Here is a 21427-nt window from a genome sequence, read left to right as displayed (position 1 = left end):
CGTGGAGAAGGAGAGTGCTATGTCGAGCCACGACAGCCTGAAGACCTTAAGTACGTTAGAATTAAATGGAAAAACTTATCACTATTACAGTTTGCCGAAAGCTGCTGAACAGCTGAAGCATATTGATGCTATCGACAAACTACCGACCTCAATGAAAGTGTTGCTGGAAAACCTGCTGCGCAACGAAGATGGCGACACCGTTAAAGCTGAAGATATCGAAGCCATTGCACACTGGTTGAAAGAGCGTAAGTCAACGCGGGAAATTCAATACCGTCCAGCACGCGTGCTGATGCAGGACTTTACCGGGGTACCGGCTATTGTCGATTTGGCGGCGATGCGTGATGCGGTTGCTAAAGCAGGTCAGGACCCAGAACAAATCAATCCTTTGTCTGCGGTCGACTTAGTGATTGACCACTCAGTGATGGTCGACAAATTTGCCTCACCGGAAGCCTTTAAAGAGAACGTGCGCATTGAAATGGAACGTAATTTCGAGCGCTATCAGTTTTTACGTTGGGGTAAAGGCGCGTTTGAAAATTTCCGCGTGGTGCCGCCCGGTACCGGAATCTGTCACCAAGTAAACTTGGAATATTTAGCGAAAGTTGCGTGGACCAAGCAACAGGGTGATAAAACCTATGTGATGCCTGACACCCTAGTGGGAACCGATTCACATACCACCATGATCAATGGCCTTGGTGTACTTGGTTGGGGCGTTGGGGGGATCGAAGCCGAAGCGGCAATGCTTGGCCAGCCGGTGTCGATGTTGATTCCTGAAGTGGTTGGCTTCCGTTTGACGGGCAAGCTTCCTGAAGGCGTGACCGCTACCGACTTGGTATTAACTGTGACGCAAATGCTACGTAAGCAAGGCGTTGTGGGTAAGTTTGTCGAATTTTACGGTCCAGGCTTGGATCATTTACCGCTCGCCGATCGCGCCACGATTGCCAATATGGCGCCAGAATATGGTGCTACCTGTGGTTTCTTCCCGGTGGATCAGGAAACCTTGCGTTACCTCGAGTTATCTGGCCGTGATCAAGACACCATTGATTTGGTCGAAGCCTACAGTAAAGCGCAGGGGATGTGGCGTGATTCAGCCAATGAGCCAGAGTTCACCGATGCTTTAGAGCTTGATTTAAGCACTGTCGAAGCGTCACTGGCGGGTCCGAAGCGCCCACAAGATCGGGTCGCAATGCCACAACTTGGCGCGAATTTTGATTTAATGCTCGAGCAGTCGGGGCAGGCTGGTGAGAAAGATAAGGCCGTGGCAGTGCCGGGCGAAGATTACAGTCTCTCGCACGGTGATGTCGTGATTGCGGCGATTACCTCTTGTACCAACACCTCGAACCCAAGCGTGCTGATGGCCGCTGGGTTGGTGGCGAAAAAAGCCGTTGAGAAAGGCTTGGATCGTAAACCTTGGGTGAAATCATCGCTGGCACCGGGCTCTAAAGTGGTAACCGATTACCTCGCCAAAGCCGGTTTTACCCCTTATCTCGATAAGCTTGGCTTTAACCTTGTCGGCTACGGCTGTACCACCTGTATTGGTAACTCCGGGCCATTGCCAGAAGAAATCAGCGCAGCCATTAATGAAGGTAATTTAACGGTATCGTCGGTATTATCAGGTAACCGTAACTTTGAAGGTCGCGTGCATCCTGAAGTGAAAGCCAACTGGCTGGCGTCACCCCCCTTAGTGGTGGCATATGCGCTGGCGGGTACGACGCGTATCGATTTGAGCAATGAGCCTTTGGGGAATGACCAAGACGGCAACCCAGTTTATCTCAAAGACATTTGGCCAAGCAGCCAAGAAATTGCTGAAGCGGTCAGCTTCGTCGACGGCGAAATGTTCCGTCGTGAGTACGCTGAAGTGTTTGATGGCGACGAAGAGTGGCAGAAAATTCCAGTGGGCGAGGGGAAAACCTACCAATGGAGCGATGATTCAACCTATGTGAAGAACCCGCCGTACTTCACTGAAATCGATCAGCCGCTAGCGCCGATTGGACCGATTGAGAATGCCCGTGTGTTAGCACTCTTTGCTGACTCGATCACGACCGACCATATTTCACCAGCGGGTTCAATCAAGGCAGATTCACCAGCAGGTGAATACTTGCAAGCCAATGGTGTGGCGGTAAAAGACTTCAACTCGTACGGTTCACGGCGTGGTAATCATGAAGTCATGATGCGCGGTACCTTTGCCAACATTCGCATTAAGAACCAAATGCTGGATGGTGTGGAAGGCGGTTATACGCGCCATGTCCCTTCAGGTGAGCAGTTGTCGATTTATGATGCGGCGATGAAGTATCAACAAGAAGGTACGCCGTTGGTGGTCTTTGCTGGCAAGGAGTATGGCACGGGTTCAAGCCGTGACTGGGCGGCAAAAGGCACCAACTTACTTGGCGTGAAAGCGGTCGTTGCCGAGAGTTTTGAGCGTATTCACCGCTCCAACCTTGTCGGTATGGGTGTGCTGCCGTTGCAGTTTGAGGACGGAGAGGGCGTGCAGGCACATGGCTTGACCGGTGATGAGCAAGTGACGATTAGCGGCCTTGATGAAAATCTTAGCCCTGGTCAGTTGTTGGACGTTACCGCAACCAAAGCAGATGGTACAAGCGTGAACTTCAAAGTGAAGTGTCGCATTGATACCAATAATGAACTGGCGTACTACAAAAACGGTGGTATTTTGCATTACGTCTTGCGTCAAATGCTTGCCGCTTAAGACCTGTCGAAAGGTTAAAAAAGCCAGTGGCCTAACGGGCACTGGCTTTTTTTTGTGTGCAATTGACGCTAAATCATTAGCGCGCGGCCGCCATCGACCTTGATAAACTCACCGGTAACAAATGGATTATCGCGCAAGAAACGTACGGCTTGCACCATAGGTTCAAGCCCTCCTTCAACGTGCAGTGGCGTTTCTGCCAGTACCTTTTGCCGATGCTCACCGTCATGCTCAGGCAAGAATAAAATTGGTCCCGGTTGAATGCCATTCACGCGCACTTGCGGCGCCAGTGCTTTGGCAAAGCCCTGCGTGAGGTTCGCGAGGCCCGCTTTGGCGGCGCAATAGGCGAGGTAGTCGGTAGACGGGCTTTCGGTATAGATGTCGGTGATATTAATCACACTGCCTTGACCACTCGCTTGTAACAAGGGCGTGAGCGCGGTGATCAATTGATAGGGCGCTTGCACATGTACTTGAAACACTGCGGCCAGTGCAGCAGGGTCAGCATCGACTGTTGCGTTGTTAAAAAAGCACGAAGCATTGTTGACCAGCAAATCAAGGCGCTTGGTGCAGCGTTGCACTTCGTCGATGAGGTTGGTAACGGCAGTGCTATCGGTTAAGTCTGCACGAATGCCGATGGCGCCTTGTTGCTCAAGCTCAACAATGCCAGCTTTCGAGGAATTGTAATGGGCGAGCACCAGGTAGCCTTCTGCCAGCAGCTGTTGCGCCAAGGCAAAACCAAAGCGGCGTCCAGCGCCAGTAATGAGTGCGACAGGTTGTTCCAAACTCATGACAACTCCTGGTCGGTGACAGCGGATAAACGACGACGTATATCATTGGCCATAGGGGTCAGGTAATCAGGGAGTTCTGGCCATGGTTCCTGCAGTATGTTCGCCAGAATATCAATGTCCATAGGCCGATCTTTTTGACTACTAAGCGGGTCACTGCGATCCCGCCCTAGTTGTTCCTCGATGCGGTTGAACTGTTGTTTTAAGGCGATAGCATCTAAATCTGTTGCGATGACAAAAAGGGCGTTTAAGAACTCATGATCAGTTTCTATGGCTACCGGCTGGGTATAATCCGCCAGTGAATAGGTTACTGTGCCTAAGGCATCGAGCTGCTGCCGCGCCAAAGCGAAGTTTTTTTCCGGAGCAAGGTTTGCTCCCATACTGCATAAAAACTGTTGCGCCATAGTCCTTCCTTTTAATTACGTTGTCTTAGCATACCTCGTTACGACAGACCTCGAAAGACGGATCCCTCAAGTTGCAATGAAATTGCTCGCTTGTTAGCCTAATTGACAAAGAGCTACGGGAAAGGACTGTGCCGATTCGTAACGGCTTGATTTATCACATTGCTCTGTTGTTCTTCATCACGCTGTTGGCGCGACCAACGGCTACCCATGCGTTAAGCTTGGCGCAAGCCAAGGCACCCGCTGCAGATTTGCCAACATCCTACGACCTTTCGATACGTCCATCACTTTCGCGTGAAGGCTATTTTGTGCTTCGGCTCGGGCAAGTACCGCAGCAGTCGCTAACGATAGAACAAAGTCGGCATGCAGACTTTCGCACTATCGAAGCCAGCTTTCCTTGGTTTGGCGATTTTCAGCAAATGACGTTAAGTGGTTTTGCCGATGGCCAGTACTACTTTCGCGTTAAGCCCACCGATGGCGTAACCAGCACCACTGCACGGCTAGAAGTCCGCCACTACCCGCAATGGCAAGCTTACAGTTTGTTTGCCCTTGGTTTAGTGCTGTTTAGCTGTTTGGTCACCTGCATCCTGGTGTTTAGTTATCGGAGTAGGAGAGGCGTATGAGTGCTGAACCAAGCTTTGCACTATCGCCGTCATTAGGCATTACCTTAGTGGTGGTGTTTGGCTTGGCATGGATTCTCTTCGGCTGGTATTTGGGACGTGCTAACAAGACCCATGAAGATTTCGCTTTAGCCGGCCGTAATGTTGGTTTCGCACTTGCGGCTGCCACAGCGATGGCGACCTGGGTCACCAGTAATACAACCTTGGTGGCACCACAGTTAACCTACCAGTTTGGCGTGTGGGGCATGGTGGGCTACTCGTTTGCTGCGTTCGGGTTAATGCTGTTTGCGCCATTAGCGGCGCGTATTAAACAATTGATGCCCAAAGGCTACACCTCTGGTGACTTCGTTCGCTTACGCTACGGACGCACGGCGTGGTGGGTCTTTATCGTGATTTCTGTGGTGTATGCCTTTGGCTGGTTGGTCAGTTTGGGCATGGCCGGTGGTATTTTGCTTGAAGCCCTCAGTGGTCTTGATTACCACATCGGTATGACTGCGATTCTGGTGATTTGTGTTGGTTATACCTTGTTTGGTGGCTTGCGTGCGGTTATCGCCACCGACTTTATTCAGGCGTTAATTATTATTGTCGGCGTGGCAGTGATCGCTTGGTTCCTCATCGATACCGTGAGCCTTGAGTTGATTCATAGCGAAGTCTCAGCGCATCACCCGCAGTTACTGGATCTACTCTTTCCGGCCGCTGTGATGTTTCTGTTTAACAATATTTTCTTTGGTCTGGGTGAGATTTTTCATTCCAACGTTTGGTGGTCGCGAGCGCTAGCCTTTAAAGGCAAGGTTGCATTTAAAGCTTACTTGCTAGGTGGGCTGCTGTGGTTGCCGATCCCGATTGTGACCGGATTTATTGCATTAGCCGCGCCGCAGTTAGGCATTTTTCCGCCGAGTGCAGACATGGTCGGCCCTATGGTGGCGGCTGAGGTACTTGGTAAAGCGGGTGCCGTGGTGGTGTTTATCGTGGTGTTTTCGGCTCTAGCCTCGAGTCTTGATTCGCTGCTTGCGGCCACCGCCGATTTAGTGACACGCGATCTCTATCACAAGAACCTTAACCCCGCAGCGCATGATGCTAAGTTATTGCGTGTGAATCGTTACAGTATTTTGGCGCTAGGGGTACTCACCTGGCTGTTTTGTTTACCGCAAATTGCCACCCTTGGTGCGCTCCTGAATTTCGCTGGCGCTTTTGTCGCCAGCACTATTTTCCCAATTGTGTTGGGGCTGTATCAGCGTCGCTTAACCGGTGGATACGCTGCTGTCGCTATGGCAGCGGGTACCATCATGGGACTGATCGGCTACTTTGCGATTGGCTTTTATGTTGCGGCACTGCTGTCATGTTTGGTGTCGGCCAGCATTTGCGCGCTGGGACTATTACGCAGCAACACTGCTTTTGATTGGCAACAATTACAGGAACAGGAGGGCGCGTCCAAATGAGTATTGGACTCACGGCATTCAGTACCTTGGTGGTGATCTGTTTAGTGGTGACCGCGTGTGCGCCTGTCATCCTCTTCGGTCTTTGGTTGAAAGACTTTTTTTCTAAACAATTATGGTAAAGCACTATGAACGTGAATGATGTCTCGTTTGAGCGCAAACGTCCCGATGTGTACGGCGATGCCCATCCCAAAGCACTGCTACGGGCAATTCAAGAAGATGGTGATTATCTGGTGAAATTAGCCAGCCAGCACATCGTTTCGGGTGATCAGTTTGATGCCAATACAATGAAGCAGCTGTTTCGCTTGGCGGCAAAGTTTGAGAGTAACCCGAAGCGTTACAGTTCACCGTTGCAAAACAAAATCCTGATCAGCGCTTTTTACGAGCCAAGCACCCGCACGCGGTTGTCGTTTGAAAGTGCTTGGCATCGTTTAGGCGGCGATATTATGTCGATCACCGACCGCTCCACCACTGGCATTGCTAAGGGGGAGTGTTTGGCCGATGTCGCGGAGATGTTCAACAACTATGGTGATTGTGTGGTGTTGCGTGACAATCATCAAGAATCCTTGTTTGAGATGATGGATGCGTTGCGTATTCCAATTATTAATGCTGGTAACGGCACCGATGAGCATCCGACCCAAGCATTGGCCGATATGTATGCCATTTTTAAATGGCGCCCCACGCTACTGCAGGAAGCCCAGAACGATAAGATTACGATTGGCGTGATTGGTGTGCCGAGCAAAATGCGCACAGTGCGGAGTTTTCTAAAATGTTTGTCGGTATTTCCGCAGGCCGTTAAAGAGCTCTGGATTATTCATGATAAAGCCAGTGAGAGTGAGCTATTTGACGCTGGCCAAAGGGAAGAGCTGGAAGCGCGCGGGGTGTGCATTCGCACCACGACTGAGCTCGATGCGGTACTACCTGAGCTTGATGTCGTCTACATCAATGCCATCTCGTGGGAGGGCGATAGCTTTAACACTTATGGTAGTGCGTTTGCGCTCAATGCCCAATCGCCGTTGAAAGAGGATGCGATTATTCTTCATCCCTTGGCGCGGGGCGATGAATTATCCACGGACCTCGATCACACGGCCCATAATTGGTATTTCAGCCAAGCGCGTGGCGCTGTATTTTTACGCATGGCCTTGCTGACCTGCATGGTGGAACGGGCTGAACGCGTGATGGACGTAGTATAAACACGTCGTCGCATAGAATCGCGTGTCATAGCGATGCGTAGGTGAAGGAAGTTAACTTAGCGAGGATTAAGCAAACATGTGTGGTATTGCAGGAATCTTTAATCAACGCGCGGCGCAACAACCGGACGCGCAGACACTGGTCAATATGGCCGCCATCATGCATCACCGAGGCCCTGATGGCTTTGGCTACCAGATCATTGATGACGCCGGCATAGGGTTTAGTCATGCACGCTTATCGATCATTGATTTGAACGAAGAACGTGCGCGCCAACCTTTTCGCTCGGACGATGGGCAGCTGTTGCTGGCCCACAATGGCGAGTTTTATGACTTTAAACGTATTCGCGCCGACTTAACGGCCCAAGGCGCGCGCTTTCGCACTAAAAGTGACTCAGAAATCGTTATGCATTTGTATCAACGGGGGGGATTAGCTGAAACCCTGCCACATCTGCGCGGTGAGTTTGCCTTTGCGCTCTACGATAAGGCGGAAGACAGTTTGTACTTGGTTCGTGATCGCTTCGGAATTAAGCCGTTGTATTACACTGAAACTGCTGATGGCGTGGTATTTGGTTCTGAATTAAAGGTGCTTTTTGCGCACCCAGCGGTACGACGTGAGTTTTCCAGCGAAGGGCTTTATCACCAGTTGATTCAAGTGATGGTGCCGGGTTCAACGGCCTTTGCCGGCGTGCATCAAGTGCCGCCTGGCCACGTCGTGAAGATCAGTCGCAGTAAGGAGACGTTGACCTTACACAGTGAGAAGTATTGGGACGTCGACTTTCCGTTAGAACATACGTATCCGGGCGATGATGTTGACGAACAACCTTATATTGATGGCGTACGGGAACACCTGCTGGAAGCAGTACAACACCGTCTAACGGCCGATGTACCAGTAGGCTGCTACCTCTCTGGCGGCATTGATTCGTGCGCGATCCTAGGCTTATCTGCCGCGGCAACACAAACCTCCGTGAAAGCCTTCACCATTGGTTTTGATTCTGACCAATATGATGAAACGCCGATCGCCAAAGAAATGGCGGAAGCGACGGGAGCCGACCACGAAATCATGCGTTTGAACGCGGATGATTTGTATGATCACTTTGTCAAAACCATTTGGCATACCGAGCGTACCATTTATAACACGCTTGGTGTCGCGAAATACCTGATGAGCCAACGGGTCCATGAGGTGGATTATAAAGTGGTATTGACGGGCGAAGGCTCCGATGAGCTGTTTGCCGGCTATCCCGCGTTTCGTAAAGACATGTTTTTGCATGGACTTGACCATTTACCCGAAAATGAGCGCAAAGAGTGGCAGGCGCTATTAGAGCAAAATAACAAACTCTTCAAAGGCGCGATGTTAGCGCGCGAGGAGTACGTGAGTCCGGCATTTAATGCCAAAATGGGCTTTACGCCGAGTTGTGTCCAGCCTTGGTTATCTTGTAGCTCTGTAGCCTTGCCATTGTTAGCTGAATCACATCGTGAGGCGGTGAAGGAGTATGACCCTGGCGCTGCGATTGCGGCCACTCTTGATGAGGACATGTTAGCAGGGCGTCATCCACTCGATCGGGCGCAATATGTGTGGATCAAAACCATGCTCGAGGGACAAATCTTAACCTGGGGCGGCGATCGTGTGGATATGGCCAATTCGATGGAAGCGCGGCCGGCATTTTTGGATCACCATTTGGCTGAGTATGCGTTCCAAATCCCGCCACACTTGCGGATCAAAGGGAACAAAGAAAAGTATGTGCTGCGTGAGGCCATGAAAGGCTTGTTGCCGGAAACCTTATACAAACGTGAGAAGTTCGCCTTTATGGCACCACCGGCCCATACCGACCCGAAAAAGTGGCAAGCGGTGGTGAAGCTTGCGGATCAGTACTTGTCGGCAGAAGCTGTTGCGGAAGCCGGCTTGCTGGACTTTGCCGAAGTGCAGCGAACCTTTGCCAAGCACGAATCGGACGAGGTGAGTTTAGATGAGAAGGTACAGCTTGATGCGGTGATTAATCACATGTTAGGCGTACAGATTTTGCACCATCACTTTGTCAAAACCGATGTACCTAAACTTGCTGCAACACGTGCCAACGAATTGGGTTGGCACGCGTCGTAGCAAAGAGGGTAGCAAGGTACGTGGTTACTCGACGATTTCTAACAACGCTTTGGCGATGTCGGTATTGTCGCGGTAGCCACGGAACATCTCTGCGTAAGGGCCTTTGGCCATAATCGGCACGTCAACCGCGGTGTGACCTGTGGTGGTCCAACCGGTACGCGTGGTTTCGCCGACAATCGCCGCTAAGGTCGCATGCACACGTTTTTGATAGCTGCGATCGCTCTCATCAGCTGCTTGCTCAAGGCTAACCAATTGCTGCCATTGCGCATCGGTGAGCGGCAGGTTTAAGAGCGGTTCAAGGTACTCACGCCAAGCGCTGTTAGGGCGCTCACTTAAGCCTTTGAGTAACACTTCAAATGAGTTCTGAATCGCCATCACACGGTCGGTATGCCATGCATATTCGCCGCCTTGACCAAGGGTCAAACCACCGGTTGAATGGTCAGCAGTGACCACGATCAGGGTATTTGGGTACTGAGCTTGGTAGTCTTTCGCTGCTTGTAAGGCTTGCGCAAAATCATGTACTTCGTGTACGGCACAAGCGATATCGTTGGCGTGACCACACCAGTCAATTTTCGAACCTTCAATCATCAACGCGAAAGGTTTACCTGACTGCTCTTGTGCATCGGTCAATAAACGCAGCGCATTACGCGTTAAGTGAGCTAACCGTGGCTGGTCGTCAATGGCAAAAGGAATCGAAACTGGCGCAAACAGACCGAGTACCGGCAATTGCTGCTGTGCGTCTAAGGCGTCGTAGTTGTCGACAATGTGCATGCCTTGCTCGCGCAGTTCAGGCAACCAGTTTTTGTCGTCACGGTTGAAGTAGCTCATGCCACCGCCAAGCAACACATCAAAACTCCAACGCTCACCAAATTTAGTGGTGGCAAATGAGTCGGCGATTTCGTTGTACATGCTACGCGATGGGTGATGGGTAAAGAACGAGGCAGGGGTGGCGTGGTTGACTTGTGAGGTTGATACCGCACCAGTGTGCCAGCCCGCTTCACGTGCTTTTTCCATTAAGGTTTGCTGTGGATGTTGATTCACATCAACACCGATCGCGCCATTGTAGCTTTTCACACCAGCGGCAAGGGCGGTCGCGCCCGCAGCGGAGTCGGTAACCCAAGTGTCGTCATCAGGGTAGGTGGTGGCCGCGCCCACTAACATTTCGTCAAACGGTGTCTCGATGACCGGTTGACCTAACTCACTCATGGCATAACGGTAGGCTGAGATGTATTCAAAACCCGTACCGTCACCAATCAAGAAGATGATATTCGGTGCGGTTGTTGCTTCAACGCTAACGTTTTCAGATGAAGAAGGCGACGTAGCGCATGCGCCGAGCACTAAGCTCATGCTGGCCACTAAAAGACTGCGACGTAGGAACACTGGCAGAACTCCTGTTTGGTTTACGACATAAAAGTTTACGGATGATACCACAGCAGATATGACAGGAGCATGACGAACCGACCAAGTGAAAATTTTTTACGATAAGTCCTTGAAAGTAGTTTTTATGCTCCCATCTATAAGGTGTCGGTGATGTCTCAGAGAGAGTCCCGATATAACTTAACATTGCTTCTTAAGGAGAATGAAACATGGCAACAATTGACTTATCCCCACTTTATCGTAGCAGCATCGGTTTTGATCGCATGGCACGTTTGCTTGACGCAGCAATGCGCTCTGAAGGCAACGGTGCGGGCGGCTACCCTCCGTACAACATCGAAGTGATTGGCGAAAATCGCTATGCCATTACCCTTGCGGTCGCTGGCTTTGCCGAAGACGAGCTGAGCATTGAGGTTGAAAATGGTGTGCTGAAGGTGCAAGGCCGCAAAGCGGATGAAACCGAAGAACGTCAGTACTTACACAAAGGCATTGGCTTCCGTAACTTTGAGCGCAAATTTAACCTTGCCGACCATGTTGAGGTTAAAGGTGCGAAGATGGAAAACGGTCTATTGACCATTGGTCTTGAAAAGATCATTCCAGAGGCGGCTAAGCCGAAGAAAATCAGTATTGGCAACTCGTTGAACTTACTCGAAAAGAGTGAAGCTTAACCACATCCCTAAACGATAACAGTGAGGGCAACATTAGTTGCCCTTACACGTTTGTTCGACTTCTTTCCAAACCACCGGCTCCCAATAATCTTGACTCACGCTGCTTAAGCGTTTGGTACGGTTAAACTTGGCCGCGATGTAATAGGTGGTATTGGGTTCCACGGTGATGCTTAACGCTTTGGCACTGACACCGCTGCGTGGACGGCGCACCCATGGATCATCGATGAGTTCATACACCTCAATCTCATGCTCGCCTGGACTTAGCTTGATAATAGGCTTACGTGGCGGCGCATTGTCACCATCAATACGGGCAAAATAGGCCGGATAAAGGTCACGGGTTTGCGGTGGGGTAATAAACACACTGACTTTACCGCACTGATCGGCGGCGGCTTTGTTTAATTGCTCCGAGCTAGTGTCGACTTCGAGTCGCCACCCTGGGATCACGGTGGCAAGTGCTTCCCCTGTTAGGGTGACCAATTGCCCCTCTCGTTGTACCTCGATTTCAAACGTGCTGCCGTGCTCAAGTGCTTCAAGGTAACTGACAATCTTCTTCAGGGAGTGTTGCGCGAGCGCGAGGTCGTCGACCTGAATCAGCTGATCGCCTACGGCTAAGCCCATGGCGTCGGCAATCGTCCCTTTGCTAATGGCCATGACTTCACCACTTGGGTGCACCACAGCGCCCCAGTTAAAATAACTACGGGCAGGCTCTTCCATCACGAAGGTATCTGTTCGGCCTTTGGCTTTAGCTGCTGCAACTGCGGCCGCACGCGCGTGTTCACGCGCTTCTTGCTCTTGGCCAAGCGCCATTGAAGAGAGGCTCGTCAACGCCAGTGAACCGATGATAATGGCGAAATGTGACAGCTTCATCATGAGGCATCCTCCTGTACTGTAAGAAGTTTCCGTTGTTGCCAAAGCGCATCAATGTGCGCTTGGTCGGCGTCATGTAAATAGGCCTGCTGAAGCTTTTGGTCTACATAATCAAGCGTATAGTTCCCTGCTAGCAGCATGGGTTGGGTAGCTTCCATTGCAGGATTAAGCGGTGCTGGGTTAGGTTGAATGACGACCAACCAAGCGGCAGCTGCGGCAACGGCTAACGAGGACAAGCCAAACCAGCCCCAAGGTTTTTTGTGAGTTGCCAGAGGCTGTGGCAGCGTGTCACTGAGCTGTTGCCAGCTTAACGGTTGTGTGACGGCTGTGTTTGCCTCAAGCTGCGCTTTAAGCTGTTGTTCTACGGGCGATAGCTGCTTGTCGTGTACTGGGTGCTGCTTCATGCCTGACTCCTCTCTCGTAACTTCTTTAAAGCGCGGTGGTAACGTTGTCGAATCGTTGCCGGTTGCTCGGCAAACATCTCAGCCAGCTCTTCGTGGCTATAGCCTTCGACCAAGTACAACCAAATCAATTGGTATTCATGCGGTTCGAGTTGCGCCATTAACTCTTCAATACTATCAAGTTGCTGCAACCAGTCGCTTTGACTCAGCCAGTCGCTCGCGTCCAACTCAAATGCTGGGTCATCCGCATCAACACTTTGGTGCTGTGGCTTGCGAAAATGTGACAAGGCCGTGTTAATGGTGAGTTGCTTTAACCAACCGCCGATGGCTTCAGGGTCACGTAACTGTTTGACCTTATTGAACACTTGGAGAAACACATCTTGAGTTAAATCACGTGCTAATTCTTGGTCACGACACATGCCTAGCAGTAAGCGTTGCACCGCCGACTGATAGGTTTCAAACAGCGCACGTTGACCATCGCGCCGGCCTTGTTGCGCGGCACGGATGGTTTCAGCTGGAAGCTTTTGTGCAAATCCGATGTTGGCCATGTGCGTCCTGTTGCAATCTGTTCTTCTCTAAGATGCAACAGACGCATGGCATGTGACAAGTCGAATGACGATTTAGAATAAAATATCGGCAATGATGGGATCATGATCCGAAGCACGATACGCATTCGGGGCGTACCAAATCGGTTGTTGCTCGGCAAACTGATACCCCAGTGCGGGTGGTTCATCGGCATTAATGAGCCAATGTTTTTGCAACAGCACGCGCCCGTGCAGGGCATCTGAAACCAGTAGATGGTCAAGGCTGCCCGCTTGTGCATCATACACATAAGAATAGCCTTGAGGTTCAAAGTGCTCGGCGCGATTATGATAGCCAGCTTCAGCAAAGACCCGTAGTGGGTCTTCTTTGGCATAGGCATTGAAATCACCCAGCACAACGTGAGCTGATGTTGCGGCTAACGCTGGTTGGGTTTGCAAAAAAGCAATCAGTTGCTCGGCGGAAGCGGTCCGCAGCGCATTCCAACAGCCTTGTCCATCACCTTGCGCGGCATTGGCATCAGTGGTATCGCGTGGGCAAGAGCCTTTCGATTTAAAATGATTTACCGCCACCACCAAGCTTTCTTCCGTGCCTTTAGGCTGAAAGCGTTGAATCAAGGGTTGCCGACTGCCATAAGCAAAGCTGTCGCTGGTAAGGGTAAAGGCTTCACCAATGGCGGCAACACGGTCACTACGGTAGAGCAAGCCGTTGGTGATCGCATCTGCACCTAAGGTTGGGCTGGCGACACGAATAAACTGCCAAGGCTTACCGGTTTGGCTGCTCAACTGTTGTACCAAACGGGTGATCGCGCTGCTTGCTGTATAACCATCGTTTTCCACTTCCATGACGCCAATAATATCGGCATCCAGTGCGCTTAAAGCGGCAATAATTTTGGCTTCTTGACGGGCAAACGCCGTGGCAGTTTTGGCGCCGCGTTGGGTTGGAAAGGTCAGCTGTTCGCCTTCACCATTGAAGTAATTCAGCACATTAAAGGTCGCGATACGTAGGCTTCGGGCATCGGCAAGACGGGTTGGCGGTGCTGGGCGCGGATTTGTATGTGCAAACTGCATGGGTTGGGTCGGCTGAATACGGTAACTACCGTTGTATTCGCTAAGGATCCCCTCGATCTGGCTGACCTTATCGCCTGTGCGCAGCGGATTATCAGCGCTCAAGGCCGGCGCAGGATAGGGCACCTGAGCCGGGTTCGGCGCTTGGTTATCATCAATCAACAAGCGCATTAAGGCATAGCTCGCTTTGCGTTCTTGTGCTGCTGGACCTGGCGTGACCACTTGTGTCGGGCTATAGAGGCGCTCCGGTGCGACATCAAAAGCACCGTGTCGGGCCAACAAATAGGTGCCGTTCACCGTTAAGGTTTGCGGCAGCCGCACCAAACGGCCTTCCAGCGCTTCAAACGCGGCGAGGTCGGTGACCGGTAGTGTTAACTCGGTCGGCTCTGGCACGACACCTTGGCCACAATGCTGCAGCGCGCTTATCGCGGTTAATTGCGTCAGCTGCTGAGCTTCGCTTACGGTGCCTGTCACGCTCACTCGATCGCCGACGGCAACGCTTGGGGTGCTGGCCTGCACAAATAAACCGGCGCTCCCCTCTGCATCAGTAATAAAGAACCCACCTAAGGCGGTTTCATCTTGCCAGCTGGCGCTGACCAGCGCATTGACGGTGACCTGTTGGCCGAGTCGTGGCGACTGCATGGCGTCGCCTTGAATGTCTTGCAAGGTGGCATTCGCCGTACCACATGCTGCGGTTGTCGCCGTAGTTTGCGGCGCTTGTTGACAACCTGTCAGTAGGACAGCAAAGCTGGTTAGGGCAAACAGCGCAGTTTTAATGGTCTTGTTTGAGTTGTTGTTGTGCATAAATTCCTACTTCGAGTACTTCGGCAGCATCAAGTTGTTCGGCATCCATCATTGCGGCAATGCGCTGCATTGAGGAGAGTAACTGCGATTGTTCCCAATCCGCTAACGATTGAAATTTTAAGATAAAGCTTTCTTGCAAGGGTTGCGGCGCGGCTTGCAACTGCTCACTACCTAAGGCGGTGAGCGATAACACCACGCGGCGGCGGTCCTCGGTACTGCGTTCACGGTGTAATAGGCCGCGATGCTCTAACCGATCGAGCACATTACTGACGGTCGCTGGACTTAAGGTGATGTTTTGCGCCACTTTGCTGGCCGTAATGCCGCTAGGCGCAGCAGCAACTTCACGCAAAATCAGCAATTGTGGAGCGGTCAAGCCCGTCACTTTATTGAGCTTTTTTGAATAGAGGTCGGTGGCTCGGATGACTTTGCGTAGTGCTAACAACAGTTCTTCGTATTTTTCCATAATCCTAACGTCCCTGTCGTTAGCACCTGTGGTGTTAGTAACGCCGCGCAGAGAGTCCTGTACGACGAATTTGTACCACAACGCCCAACTTAGGGTGGTCGAAATAGTGGGTTTCGTGACTAATGACACGGCGTAACTGTTCTAGCTTAAAGCTACGTAAGAACAGATTCGCGTCGTGCGGTGCCAAGGCCGTTTCCGCTTGGGTCGCTAGCGACGCAGGTTGCCAGTTTACCGCATGGGGTTCACGTAGCTCAAGGTCGCTGGCAATATGTAGGTAGTTGCCGACCAAATAGATTTGCAGCGTCCCATCGAGCTCCCAAACTGGGGTAGGTTGGTTTGGCCGCGTAACAGACGCCGGTGGTGGCGCTATTGGACGGTCATGGGCGCGGCCAGTAAAGTGCAGTTGGCCTTGTTGTTGGGCCGCCAACATTTGCTCGATACGATGCACTAAGGCTGCACTGGTAAAGCTATCGTCAGCGCTGGCGTCTTGATAGAGATAGCCTTCTGGCGAAAAGGTTTTGCCGTAGTTTTCGCCACCAAACAAGCGAATTTTATAGGCATCGTTTTGACTGAATACGGGTTGATACCAGCTTAAATGCAACAGCGGCGTTGCGGTACCACGGCGTACCAATTGTTGCCGCATCTCAGCCAATTCGAGTTGCTCGGCAGGCGCTAAAAACGGCGCTGTAGCACTGCCAACCTCTTGTGCTTGACCATCGAATACAGTGCGCGGCAAACGGTCTTCTAGAGCTAGTGCTTGTTGTTGGCGTTGCTGGTTAAACGGCAATGCTGGGTCAAGCTCATAGGGCTTACGACAGAAAATGCTCGCAACACTAAAGTCAGGTCGTAGCGCCGGCGCCTCACATTCGGGAAGTTCAGCCACCACCGCAGTAAAATCAGTGGTCAGTTCAGGACTGATTAAATCGTACTGGAATTGCAGGTCGTTACGTGGACCTTGCCAAGGAAACTGCTCGTCGCTCGTGCCAGCATCGTTGTGCCGAAACACCAGCACTTCGACCTCGAACCAGCGCCATTGATCGATTGGTGGCGCTGCCTGTACAGGGGCGTAGCTAACGAGTGCAACCGCACCTAGCGCAGTTGCCATAAGTTGTTGTCCCGCGCGACGCCAGTTCCAACCTTGTACCATTGTGAATCCTTTTATCATTCCCCAAACGGCGCTTAGTGCGACGCTTGTTCAGCAAAATCATCCAACAGAGACTCTACCAGTTTCAAGCGTCCTTGAGTATCGTCTATTTTTGCAAGAATACGTAAACGTGTTGGTCCCTCGAGCTTGTAGCTTTGTGGGGCGCTTTGGATCAATTCAATTAAATAACCTGGATTGACCTTAGTGTCATCAGCAAATTCAAGACTGATCCCTTGTGGGCCACCGTCAATTTTACGAATCCCCAATTGCCCAGCACGATTCCGTAACGCAGTAACTTGAATGAGGTTTTTCGCAGCATCAGGCAACAGACCAAAACGGTCGATCATTTCCACTTGAATGGCGCGCAAGTCATCAGGGCTATTGGCACTGGCGATACGTTTATACATGGTCAGTCGCAAGGTAACATCGTGAATGTAGCTCTCTGGCAATAACGCAGGTACACGTAAATCGACGTCACTTTGCGCTTGTAGCAAGGTATCGAGCGCAGGTTCTTTACCGTCACGTAGCGCTTGCACAGCTTGTTCAAGCATTTCCATATAAAGGGTAAAACCGATCGACTCAATTTGCCCACTTTGTTCGTCACCGAGCAGCTCACCGGCACCGCGAATCTCAAGATCATGGGTGGCAAGCATAAAGCCTGCGCCGAGGTCTTCCAATTGGGCGATGGCTTCAAGGCGCTTCAGCGCATCTTTGGTCATGCGTTTGGGGTGTGGTGTCAGCAAATAGGCGTACGCTTGATGGTGTGAGCGACCAACCCGCCCACGTAGTTGATGCATTTGGGCAAGGCCTAAATGATCCGCACGATCCATAATGATGGTGTTGGCGCTTGGTACGTCGATACCGGTTTCAATAATGGTGGTACAAACCAACACATTGAAACGTTGGTGGTAGAAGTCTGACATGATGCGTTCAAGTTCACGCTCGCGCATTTGACCATGGGCGATGGTCACCCGTGCTTCGGGGACCAACTCGGCAATATCGCGCGCCGTTTTCTCAATGGTCTCAACGTTGTTGTGCAAGAAGTACACTTGGCCACCACGGAGAATTTCACGCAGTATAGCTTCACGAATGGTCGGCGCATCATACTCACGGACGAAGGTTTTGACTGCTAAACGCTTCGCCGGAGGGGTGGCAATAATCGATAAATCACGTACGCCATTCATGGCCATGTTTAAGGTACGCGGAATGGGTGTCGCGGTAAGCGTAAGAATATCGACATCGGCGCGTAAGCGCTTGATCGATTCCTTTTGGCGCACACCAAAGCGGTGCTCTTCGTCAACAATGAGCAAGCCAAGATCATGAAACTTAATACTGCTTTGCAACAGTTTATGTGTGCCAATAACAATATCGACCTTGCCCGCTGCCGCATCAGCCAGGATAGCTTGCGTTTGCTTCGGCGTTTTAAAGCGCGACAGCACTTCAATCCGGATCGGCCAGTCGGCAAAACGATCCTTGAAGTTTTCAAAATGCTGCTGGGCCAGCAGCGTGGTCGGCACCAAGACCGCCACTTGTTTGTTGTCATTAACCGCAACAAAAGCGGCACGCATGGCCACTTCGGTTTTACCAAAACCAACATCACCACAGACCAAGCGGTCCATGGCACGTTCTGACGTCATATCATCAATGACAGCGGCAATCGCTTGTTGTTGATCGTCGGTCTCTTCAAACGGGAAACTATTGGCAAAGCGTTGGTAGTCGTCGGCTGCAAGCGTATAGCTATAGCCAGGCTTGGCTTCACGGCGGGCGTACACGTCGAGCAATTCTGCGGCGACATCACGAATTTTCTCCGCCGCTTTGCGCTTGGCACGTTCCCAACTGTCACTGCCGAGTTTGTGCAGCGGCGCGTGGCTTTCCTCACCACCACTGTAGCGTGACAGCACGTGCAACGCGGCCACGGGCACGTACAACTTGCTGTCATTGGCGTACGCAATAGTGACAAACTCGGTCGTCATGCCGCCTGCTTCAAGAGTTTGCAGCCCTTGGTAGCGACCCACACCGTGGTCAATGTGGACCACGGGTTGGCCGATCCGCAGCTCGGCGAGGTTGCGAATCATTTGATCGCCACTGACCGTTGCTTTTTGATCACGGCGGCGGCGTTGAATAATGCGGTTCCCAAGCAGCTCTGTTTCGGTAATTACCGCTAACTTGGCGTCTTCAAGAATAAATGAGTTAATCACCGGAGCGACCACCAGGGCGGTGGTGGCATTACTTTCTAGCATGGCGTTAAGATGACTGAGCTCGGTCAGATCAAGCTTTAACGGCGCGAGCAGTTCGCGTAGTGACTCGCGTCGGCCCGCTGACTCAGCAACGAAGACCACACGATAGTCCGCAGCAGTGAGCGCTTTTAAGCGCTGGCGCAGAGCTTGTAAGGGGTCTTTGAGTTGATGATTGACCGCGACCTCGCCAATGCTGGTGGTGGCGAAGTCTTTGCGTCCCGGTTGCGGTTTATCATCGGGGACAAAAGCGCGGATGCGTGGCAGTTGTTTAAACTGACGATGCACCTCATCAACACTCAAAAAGAGTTCTTGCGGCGTTAGCAGCGGCCGCAGTCGGTCGTGGCGACGTTGTTCATAACGCTGCACGATATCATGCCAAAGGTGGTCGAGACTGCCTTGTAAATCGCCAAAGGTGACCAATAGGGCGTCTTCGGGTAAATAGTCGAACAAGCTCGAGGTCGCATCGAAAAACAGTGGTAAGTAATATTCAATGCCGCCGGGGAATTGTCGCTGCGAGACCTGGTAATACACCGAATCCTTCTCGTTTGACGCTTCAAAGACCTCGCGATAGCGGCCGCGAAAGCCCTCAATTGCTGTTGGCGTAGTTGGAAACTCGCGCGCTGGCAGTAAGTTGATGGCGTCGATGGCTTGCGCAGAGAGCTGAGTGTCGGGATCGAAGGTGCGAATGGAGTCGACTTCGTCGTCGAAAAAATCAATCCGAAACGGCGTGTTGCTGCCCATCGGGAACAAGTCGAGAATCGAACCTCGGGCACAGAACTCACCGTGCTCCATGACTTGTTCAACGTGCCGGTAACCCGCGCGTTCCAAACGCTGGCGCAAGCGGTGGCTATCGAGTTGTTGGCCGGTTGTGAGTTGCAACGCTTGGCCGCTGACATAGTCCGTTGGGGCGATGCGCTGCAATAAGGTGTTGAGCGAAACAATCAATGCCCCTTGTTGCATGCTGGGTAGTTTTGCCAACACGCTTAAACGCTCTGAAATAATATCCTGATGCGGTGAAAAGCTGTCATAAGGTAAGGTTTCCCAGTCTGGAAAGACCACCACTTCGTCACCGCGCTGGCTTAAGTAGCGAACTTCTTGCTCTAAGCGATGCGCTTGTGGCGCGTCGGGCGTTACAATGAGCAGCGGTCGATCATGCTGGTCGATCAGTTTCGCTAGAGCCAAGGCGACGCTGCTACCAGCGAGTCCTTGCCAGGTGATGTCTGTACGTGCCGAAGGTGGTCGGGGTGGGGTTAGGATCGCTGCCTTACTCATGAGTCCTGCTTCGTTAACTTCTCAAGTGCATGAAAGTATACCTGAAACTGCTACTTGGATCAGTGCTGAGATTTCTTTATGCTTGCAGCGCACGATCCACATTCACGAGCGAGCGTTCATGTACCAACCCTTTACACTGTTTTTGGCACTCCGCTATGGCCGCGCCCGGCATGGTCAGGGCTTTACGCGCTTTATTCAGCGCGTATCTCTCGTCGGTATTGTGTTGGGCGTTGCAGCGTTAATTATTGTTGGATCAGTAATGAACGGTTTTGAAAATGAGCTGAAACAGCGCATTTTATCGGTGGTGCCGCAACTTGAGATCCGCCATGAGCAAGGTAAAGGTGTAGAGAACTGGCAGCAACTTGCTGCGCAATTGCCTGAGGTGACTGGACAACAAGCGGTGGTGGCCGAGGTGAGCTCTGCTGGGGTGTTGCAGAGTGCGGGGAAACTCCAAGCGGTGAACGTTCAGGGCATCTTTCCTGAACAGGCGCACAGCGAAGTACAGTTGGCACCTTTACAAGAACACTTACGCGCCGGACAAATTGATTTACGTGCGGGTGATTTCCATGTGGTGTTGGGCGCGAGCTTAGCCCAGCAACTTGATGTTTGGCCCGGTCAACAGTTGCGTTTAATTGCCGCCGGTGGGGGCATCTACACCCCGTTGGGGTTGTTGCCAGCACAGCGGCTGGTGACAGTGCGTGCGGTGGTGCAATTGCAATCCGAAGCGGATCAACACTTGGTGGTGATGCACGGCAGCGATCTCGCACGTATTTTGCGGATGGCGCCACAGCAAGTTTCTGGGTTACGCTACTACTTTAATGACCCTTTTCAAGCTTTACCGGCGGTTGCACCGCTCCAAGCAGCAGTAGCTGAGCCCTTGGTGGTTGAGAGTTGGCGCCAACAGTTTGGCCACCTGTTTGATGCGGTACGCATGGAAAAGCATATGATCAATTTAATGCTGAGCCTGATTGTTGCTGTGGCAGCGTTTAATATTGTGTCGTCCTTGATGATGGTGGTGCAGGATAAACGTGCCGATGTGGCGATATTGCAAACCATGGGGTTGAGTGCTGCCCGAGTGCGCCGGGTTGTCGTGCTGCAGGGACTTGCCACGGGCGTTTTAGGAAGCTGTTTGGGGCTTGCTTTAGGATTATTGATAAGTTTCTTTGTGAACCCGATTATGACCACCCTAGGTGTCGATTTGAGCTTCGCCGGACCGCAGGGGCTACCGGTGCTGATTGAACCGCTGCAAGTGGCGGTGATCGTGTTGGTGGCCTTAGCACTGACGTTTTTGGCAACCCTTTTTCCTGCCTGGCAAGCCAGCCGTATGCTGCCAGCTCATGCTTTAAGATACGAGTAATTGAT

The 21427-nt window shown here is 51.8% G+C and carries 18 protein-coding genes; 8 read left to right on the top strand and 10 right to left on the bottom strand.

Annotated features, from left to right (window positions below):
* The first annotated feature begins 19 nt into the window (after positions 1-19).
* Positions 20-2701 (top strand): aconitate hydratase AcnA, encoded by a 2682-nt coding sequence (gene acnA / locus G535_RS0100325; RefSeq protein ID WP_026860252.1) that lies wholly within the window; start codon positions 20-22, stop codon positions 2699-2701.
* A gap of 68 nt (positions 2702-2769) precedes the next feature.
* Here the strand turns inward: acnA and G535_RS0100320 are convergent, their stop codons facing one another.
* Both G535_RS0100320 and G535_RS12470 read right to left on the bottom strand, forming a co-directional pair.
* Positions 2770-3486, bottom strand: a complete 717-nt coding sequence (locus tag G535_RS0100320) for an SDR family NAD(P)-dependent oxidoreductase (protein ID WP_026860251.1) — start codon at positions 3484-3486, stop codon at positions 2770-2772.
* The gene (locus tag G535_RS12470) at positions 3483-3887 is read right to left on the bottom strand and encodes a 2-amino-4-hydroxy-6-hydroxymethyldihydropteridine diphosphokinase (RefSeq protein ID WP_051206851.1); all 405 of its coding nucleotides are present in this window, start codon (positions 3885-3887) and stop codon (positions 3483-3485) included. The genes G535_RS0100320 and G535_RS12470 overlap by 4 nt, the downstream gene beginning before the upstream one ends.
* 128 nt (positions 3888-4015) lie before the next feature.
* Between G535_RS12470 and G535_RS12465 the strand changes: the two genes are divergently transcribed.
* From G535_RS12465 to asnB, 5 genes are all read left to right on the top strand, one after another.
* Positions 4016-4507 (top strand): hypothetical protein, encoded by a 492-nt coding sequence (locus G535_RS12465; RefSeq protein ID WP_034727123.1) that lies wholly within the window; start codon positions 4016-4018, stop codon positions 4505-4507.
* Complete coding sequence (locus G535_RS0100305) at positions 4504-5943, top strand: sodium:solute symporter family protein (protein WP_026860250.1); 1440 nt, start codon at positions 4504-4506, stop codon at positions 5941-5943. The genes G535_RS12465 and G535_RS0100305 overlap by 4 nt, the downstream gene beginning before the upstream one ends.
* Positions 5940-6062, top strand: coding sequence for a hypothetical protein (locus tag G535_RS14325; protein ID WP_275069099.1), 123 nt, complete (start codon positions 5940-5942; stop codon positions 6060-6062). Before G535_RS0100305 ends, G535_RS14325 begins: the two co-directional genes overlap by 4 nt.
* A gap of 6 nt (positions 6063-6068) precedes the next feature.
* Positions 6069-7133, top strand: a complete 1065-nt coding sequence (locus G535_RS0100295) for an aspartate/ornithine carbamoyltransferase family protein (protein WP_026860249.1) — start codon at positions 6069-6071, stop codon at positions 7131-7133.
* 76 nt (positions 7134-7209) lie between these two features.
* Positions 7210-9228: an asparagine synthase (glutamine-hydrolyzing) gene (asnB, locus tag G535_RS0100290; protein WP_026860248.1), complete on the top strand. Its 2019-nt coding sequence runs from the start codon at positions 7210-7212 to the stop codon at positions 9226-9228.
* A gap of 24 nt (positions 9229-9252) precedes the next feature.
* Here asnB and G535_RS0100285 read toward each other — a convergent pair whose 3' ends face one another.
* Complete coding sequence (locus tag G535_RS0100285) at positions 9253-10608, bottom strand: alkaline phosphatase (protein ID WP_241970475.1); 1356 nt, start codon at positions 10606-10608, stop codon at positions 9253-9255.
* Between the two features lie 206 nt (positions 10609-10814).
* Between G535_RS0100285 and G535_RS0100280 the strand changes: the two genes are divergently transcribed.
* A complete protein-coding gene (locus G535_RS0100280) occupies positions 10815-11270 on the top strand; it encodes an Hsp20 family protein (protein ID WP_026860246.1) in 456 nt (151 codons plus the stop codon).
* Between the two features lie 33 nt (positions 11271-11303).
* Here the strand turns inward: G535_RS0100280 and G535_RS0100275 are convergent, their stop codons facing one another.
* From G535_RS0100275 to mfd, 7 genes are all read right to left on the bottom strand, one after another.
* Complete coding sequence (locus G535_RS0100275) at positions 11304-12140, bottom strand: PDZ domain-containing protein (RefSeq protein ID WP_026860245.1); 837 nt, start codon at positions 12138-12140, stop codon at positions 11304-11306.
* Positions 12137-12541: a hypothetical protein gene (locus G535_RS0100270; protein WP_026860244.1), complete on the bottom strand. Its 405-nt coding sequence runs from the start codon at positions 12539-12541 to the stop codon at positions 12137-12139. The genes G535_RS0100275 and G535_RS0100270 overlap by 4 nt, the downstream gene beginning before the upstream one ends.
* A complete protein-coding gene (locus G535_RS0100265) occupies positions 12538-13086 on the bottom strand; it encodes an RNA polymerase sigma factor (RefSeq protein WP_026860243.1) in 549 nt (182 codons plus the stop codon). The genes G535_RS0100270 and G535_RS0100265 overlap by 4 nt, the downstream gene beginning before the upstream one ends.
* 72 nt (positions 13087-13158) lie before the next feature.
* Entirely contained in the window at positions 13159-14949 is a 1791-nt protein-coding gene (locus tag G535_RS0100260; protein WP_084616734.1) for an ExeM/NucH family extracellular endonuclease, read from the bottom strand.
* Entirely contained in the window at positions 14918-15412 is a 495-nt protein-coding gene (locus G535_RS0100255) for a MarR family winged helix-turn-helix transcriptional regulator (RefSeq protein ID WP_026860241.1), read from the bottom strand. Before G535_RS0100255 ends, G535_RS0100260 begins: the two co-directional genes overlap by 32 nt.
* A 34-nt stretch (positions 15413-15446) precedes the next feature.
* Complete coding sequence (locus tag G535_RS0100250; RefSeq protein WP_026860240.1) at positions 15447-16559, bottom strand: CsiV family protein; 1113 nt, start codon at positions 16557-16559, stop codon at positions 15447-15449.
* A gap of 32 nt (positions 16560-16591) precedes the next feature.
* Complete coding sequence (gene mfd, locus G535_RS0100245; RefSeq protein ID WP_026860239.1) at positions 16592-20065, bottom strand: transcription-repair coupling factor; 3474 nt, start codon at positions 20063-20065, stop codon at positions 16592-16594.
* Between the two features lie 118 nt (positions 20066-20183).
* Between mfd and G535_RS0100240 the strand changes: the two genes are divergently transcribed.
* Complete coding sequence (locus G535_RS0100240; protein ID WP_026860238.1) at positions 20184-21422, top strand: lipoprotein-releasing ABC transporter permease subunit; 1239 nt, start codon at positions 20184-20186, stop codon at positions 21420-21422.
* Positions 21423-21427: the final 5 nt, after the last annotated feature.

The organism is Pseudidiomarina sediminum DSM 21906, assembly GCF_000423165.1.
GTDB lineage: Bacteria > Pseudomonadota > Gammaproteobacteria > Enterobacterales > Alteromonadaceae > Pseudidiomarina > Pseudidiomarina sediminum.
This window is presented reverse-complemented; position numbering and strand designations above follow the sequence as displayed.

Excerpts from the sequence above, each read along its gene's own strand:
- acnA (WP_026860252.1), top strand. The coding sequence starts at position 20 with ATGTCGAGCCACGACAGCCTGAAGACCTTAAGTACGTTAGAATTAAAT.
- G535_RS0100320 (WP_026860251.1), bottom strand. The coding sequence starts at position 3,486 with ATGAGTTTGGAACAACCTGTCGCACTCATTACTGGCGCTGGACGCCGC.
- G535_RS12470 (WP_051206851.1), bottom strand. The coding sequence starts at position 3,887 with ATGGCGCAACAGTTTTTATGCAGTATGGGAGCAAACCTTGCTCCGGAA.
- G535_RS0100305 (WP_026860250.1), top strand. The coding sequence starts at position 4,504 with ATGAGTGCTGAACCAAGCTTTGCACTATCGCCGTCATTAGGCATTACC.
- G535_RS14325 (WP_275069099.1), top strand. The coding sequence starts at position 5,940 with ATGAGTATTGGACTCACGGCATTCAGTACCTTGGTGGTGATCTGTTTA.
- G535_RS0100295 (WP_026860249.1), top strand. The coding sequence starts at position 6,069 with ATGAACGTGAATGATGTCTCGTTTGAGCGCAAACGTCCCGATGTGTAC.
- asnB (WP_026860248.1), top strand. The coding sequence starts at position 7,210 with ATGTGTGGTATTGCAGGAATCTTTAATCAACGCGCGGCGCAACAACCG.
- G535_RS0100280 (WP_026860246.1), top strand. The coding sequence starts at position 10,815 with ATGGCAACAATTGACTTATCCCCACTTTATCGTAGCAGCATCGGTTTT.
- G535_RS0100275 (WP_026860245.1), bottom strand. The coding sequence starts at position 12,140 with ATGATGAAGCTGTCACATTTCGCCATTATCATCGGTTCACTGGCGTTG.
- G535_RS0100270 (WP_026860244.1), bottom strand. The coding sequence starts at position 12,541 with ATGAAGCAGCACCCAGTACACGACAAGCAGCTATCGCCCGTAGAACAA.
- G535_RS0100265 (WP_026860243.1), bottom strand. The coding sequence starts at position 13,086 with ATGGCCAACATCGGATTTGCACAAAAGCTTCCAGCTGAAACCATCCGT.
- G535_RS0100260 (WP_084616734.1), bottom strand. The coding sequence starts at position 14,949 with ATGCACAACAACAACTCAAACAAGACCATTAAAACTGCGCTGTTTGCC.
- G535_RS0100255 (WP_026860241.1), bottom strand. The coding sequence starts at position 15,412 with ATGGAAAAATACGAAGAACTGTTGTTAGCACTACGCAAAGTCATCCGA.
- G535_RS0100250 (WP_026860240.1), bottom strand. The coding sequence starts at position 16,559 with ATGGTACAAGGTTGGAACTGGCGTCGCGCGGGACAACAACTTATGGCA.
- mfd (WP_026860239.1), bottom strand. The coding sequence starts at position 20,065 with ATGAGTAAGGCAGCGATCCTAACCCCACCCCGACCACCTTCGGCACGT.
- G535_RS0100240 (WP_026860238.1), top strand. The coding sequence starts at position 20,184 with ATGTACCAACCCTTTACACTGTTTTTGGCACTCCGCTATGGCCGCGCC.